Here is a 4,126-nt window from a genome sequence, read left to right as displayed (position 1 = left end):
AAAATCGGCCCAGATCCGCGAAATTTTAATCAGCGAGTCAGCTTGGGAAGAAATGACCTGCTTATTCGCACCTTCCCTAGTTCGATGATAGAATCAATCAAAAGGTTGTGGAATGGTTGTTTGCTGGAAGATCGGTTTAAGTTATTTGTATTTGTGGCTATTTCGATACTTTATTTCGCGACGTTCGTGATGATACCGATTCTAGCCTATTTCATCTTTATTTTAGTAAAGAGTTCAAGATCATTAAGTGATTATTGACATAAATATTATGCACTAAATCGCAATTTGCCGTATTGCTGCCAAAAGGAGGAAGTATGTTCGATTTTTCTTCATCGAAGCCAACTGTATTGGTTATCGACGATACTCCAGAAAACCTCACGCTGATGTATCAGCTACTTAAAGATGATTATAAGGTAAAAGGGGCAAACGGCGGTGAGCGCGGGCTTACACTTGCCGAAACTGCTAATCCAGATTTGATCTTGCTCGATATCATGATGCCGGAAATAGATGGTTATCAAGTATGCCAGCAGCTTAAATCAAACCCAGCAACCAGTGATATCCCGATAATATTCCTCACAGCTAAAGCTGAAAGAATCGATGAACATAAAGGGCTAAAATTGGGTGCCGTTGACTACATAACCAAACCAATTAACCCAGAGGTCGTGAAGGCACGTGTTAAAACACATGTATCTCTCAAAGTGGCTTCCGATATCTTAAAAGACAAGAATCAAGTGCTAGAGCAAGAGGTCGAAAGACGAACCAACGAAGCTTTGCGGCAAAAAGAAGAGCTTCACGCAATTCAAGATGTTTCCATTTATGCCATGATTTCGTTAGCCGAATCCCGCGATAACGAAACGGGTAACCACATTAAACGTACCCAAGCTTACATAAAACGTTTAGCAGAGCAATTACGCCAAAACTCGCGTTATGTTTCAGAACTGACCGATGACTTTATTGCCCTGTTATATAAATCAGCGCCTCTGCACGATATCGGGAAAATAGGCATTCCAGACAACATCTTGCGGAAAGAAGGCTCCCTGACCGACGATGAATTTCGAGTGATGAAAACTCATACCACCATCGGTTATGAAGCGATTAAAAATGCTGAGAAAGTATGCGGCCAGCCTATGAAGTTCTTGATTGTCGCAAAAGAGATCGCCTACTCACATCACGAACGCTGGGATGGTGAAGGATACCCATTAGGTCTTGCTGGAGAGCAAATTCCGTTGTCCGCCCGACTCATGGCTATAGCAGACGTCTATGATGCGCTCATCAGCAAGCGAGTTTATAAACCTGCGTTTTCACATTCAGACGCAGTAAATATCATTGTGTCAGGCAAAGGCACTCAATTTGACCCTACTATCATCGATGCCTTCGCTGAAATTACAGATGAACTCGATGCCATTGCTCAAGAATACACTAACTAGATAAGACAAGTACTTATAGCCGTTTCTGAGACAAACATGAAAGACAAGAAAATCACCACACAATCGTGGGTGTGGCGTTCAATGGTCAAAACCGGAATCATTCCCCTCATTCTGGTGGAATCGGTTCTTATTGCCGTTTACCTAATAAGTAACCGTTTTATCAGTTCCGACAACATGGAATACATTTACACAAAAGTAAATGAAGAGTTGAAGATCTCATCGGAGAGAGAAGCAGCAATCATTAGAGAGAAGCTGCTCTCAATAGAAACCTTAACGGCCGTATACCAAAACGAAACAGAACGTGTTTTATCAGAAGAACACACCATTGACCGATCTGAAAAAGATAACCTTGCCGTGAGCGAAGATGGCGTCTTGTATTCTAAACAAGATTTAGGGGGCTCGGCTTCTTTCTACTCTGGTCTTACCGCCGAAAAAGATTGGGAGAAGGTGTATAAACTCGCTCACCTTGACCCACTGATGAAACAAATCAAAAATAATAGCGATTTGGTTGCGTCGATTTACTTTAATACCTGGGATTCATACAACCGAATCTACCCGTGGTTCAACACCGTCGCTCAGTACCCTCCCAAAATGGACATTCCGGAGTACAACTTTTACTACCTGGCAAACGCTGAAAACAATCCTGACCAGAAGACAATTTGGACAGATGTTTACATTGATCCTGCGGGCCACGGCTGGATGGCATCGGTTATCGCGCCGGTCTACAACCAAGGTTTTCTCGAGGGTGTTGTCGGGCTTGATATCAAAGTCAGTGACATTATAGAAAGCATTCAAAATCTAGCCATTCCTTGGGGCGGCTACGCTGTTTTAGTGAGTAGTAACGGCACAATTATGGCTTTGCCACCACAAGGAGAACACGATTTTGGCTTGAAAGAACTCACTAAGCACAGCTACCAGCAAGCAATCACCAAAGAGATTTTTAAGCCTGAGGCATTTAACCTGTATAAACGTGATGGCACCGCTGACTTGAGCATGCGTTTACTCAAGAACACCAATGGGGTTATGCAGCTCAAACTGAATGGTGAAAATAAACTGCTATCATGGTCGACCATACCAGAAACTCAGTGGCGCTTACTGATGATTGTTGGTGAGAAGGAAATGTATGCGACTTCTCATGCGCTAGAACAAAAATACCAAAAAATTGGTTACATTCTGATCTTCTGTTTAGTGGTATTCTACATCTTGTTCTTTATCCTCATCTGGCGTTCGTCCAAGAAGACGAGTGAATTTATTGCTAAGCCATTAACTCAGTTCCAGAGCATGGTCAATCGAGTCGGGCTGGGTGATTTTAACTTAGCTCATGAAGGCTTCCGTTTAAAAGAGCTCAACGAAACAGCAAACGCGATCATCAACATGGGTGGCAAGTTGGATAGGCTTACCTCCGAACTGAATGAGGCAAAATTATCGGCTGAACATGCTAACCTAACCAAGAGCAAGTTTATTTCAAATGTCAGCCATGAAATACGTACGCCGTTGAATTCGATTCTCGGGTTATCTTACATACTGTTAAATTCAGACCTCACGTCTGAGCAGAAAAATAACCTGTTGAAAATCGATAGATCAGGCAAGCATTTGCTGACACTGATTAACAACATTCTGGACCTTTCTAAACTTGAAGCAAATAAGGTTGATATTGAGAAGGCACCATTCGATATTCGAGCGACAATTCAGGATGTGTACGACATTTTTGAGCACCAATCCAGAAAAAACGATGTTCATCTTATGACTGAAGTTGATCAGTCCATTCCTCAGGTCGTTGGCGATCAACTTCGTATTAAGCAAATCCTCCTGAACTATGTGAGTAACGCCATCAAGTTTTCTAGAGGAGGAGATGTAACCATCGCAGTCAGTGTCGTGCAAAGAAGCGAAAAACATATTGACCTGCTATTTAGTGTCATGGATACGGGGATTGGTTTGTCTGAACACGACCAGACCGTCGTATTTGACAGCTATCAGCAGGTAGACGCCTCAACGACCCGAAAATACGGAGGTACTGGCCTTGGCCTTGCGATTTCTAAGCGCATTACAGAGTTAATGGGCGGTCATGTTGGTGTCGACAGTGAGCTAGATAAAGGAAGCAATTTCTGGTTTACCATCAAACTCGATATTGACCACTTCGGAGTATCAGTAATTCCTAAGTACAAAGACCTTCCAGAATCTGCGCTCGTTGATACCACTCATCTTCAACACGAGTGTGATATCAAATCAGTCGAGGAGTTTGAGTCTAAAGTGAGCCACCTGACAGCATTGCTAGAAGAGTGCGACTTAGAGTCTGAATTTTATTATTCCAAGTATAAGTCCTGTTTTGAAAAGCTTAATCCGGAACTGAGCTACGCTCTGTCTGAAGCAGTATCAAGTTATCATTTTGATGATGCTCTGGAGCTAATGGTTCAAATCAAAGTCGAGTTAAGTCAATTCAAAGAGACCGTTGTGGATGAGTTACTTTGAGACTGTAATTTAAATTGTGTATCTGCCTGTTTTTGATATGTTCATTCCAACAACGGAGACAGGCAAATTATGGACGAAAAGAAACTCAAAGCGCTGGCGGCTGAACTGGCTAAGGGCCTTAAAACCGAAGCCGATCTTAACCAGTTTTCTCGGCACTGTTGCAAATAGTCGGTGGTGATAAACTTATCATCCCCTTTTGCTGATGGAGCTGCACATGAACCCATTCAAAG

At 42.6% G+C, this 4,126-nt stretch carries 3 protein-coding genes; all 3 read left to right on the top strand.

The features are described 5' to 3' along the window. A partial coding sequence (locus OGX94_RS01055; protein WP_502873439.1) for a hypothetical protein occupies window positions 1–258 on the top strand: 258 nt, incomplete at its 5' end. Window positions 259–314: 56 nt separating this feature from the next. Next, entirely contained in the window at window positions 315–1,427 is a 1,113-nt protein-coding gene (locus OGX94_RS01050; protein ID WP_104868956.1) for a response regulator, read from the top strand. A 36-nt stretch (window positions 1,428–1,463) separates the two neighbouring features. Continuing rightward, window positions 1,464–3,896: an ATP-binding protein gene (locus OGX94_RS01045; RefSeq protein ID WP_104868955.1), complete on the top strand. Its 2,433-nt coding sequence runs from the start codon at window positions 1,464–1,466 to the stop codon at window positions 3,894–3,896. The last annotated feature ends 230 nt before the right edge of the window (window positions 3,897–4,126 follow it).

This window comes from Citrobacter sp. Cpo037 (assembly GCF_030332945.1).
Lineage (GTDB): Bacteria > Pseudomonadota > Gammaproteobacteria > Enterobacterales > Enterobacteriaceae > Citrobacter > Citrobacter portucalensis.
This window is presented reverse-complemented; position numbering and strand designations above follow the sequence as displayed.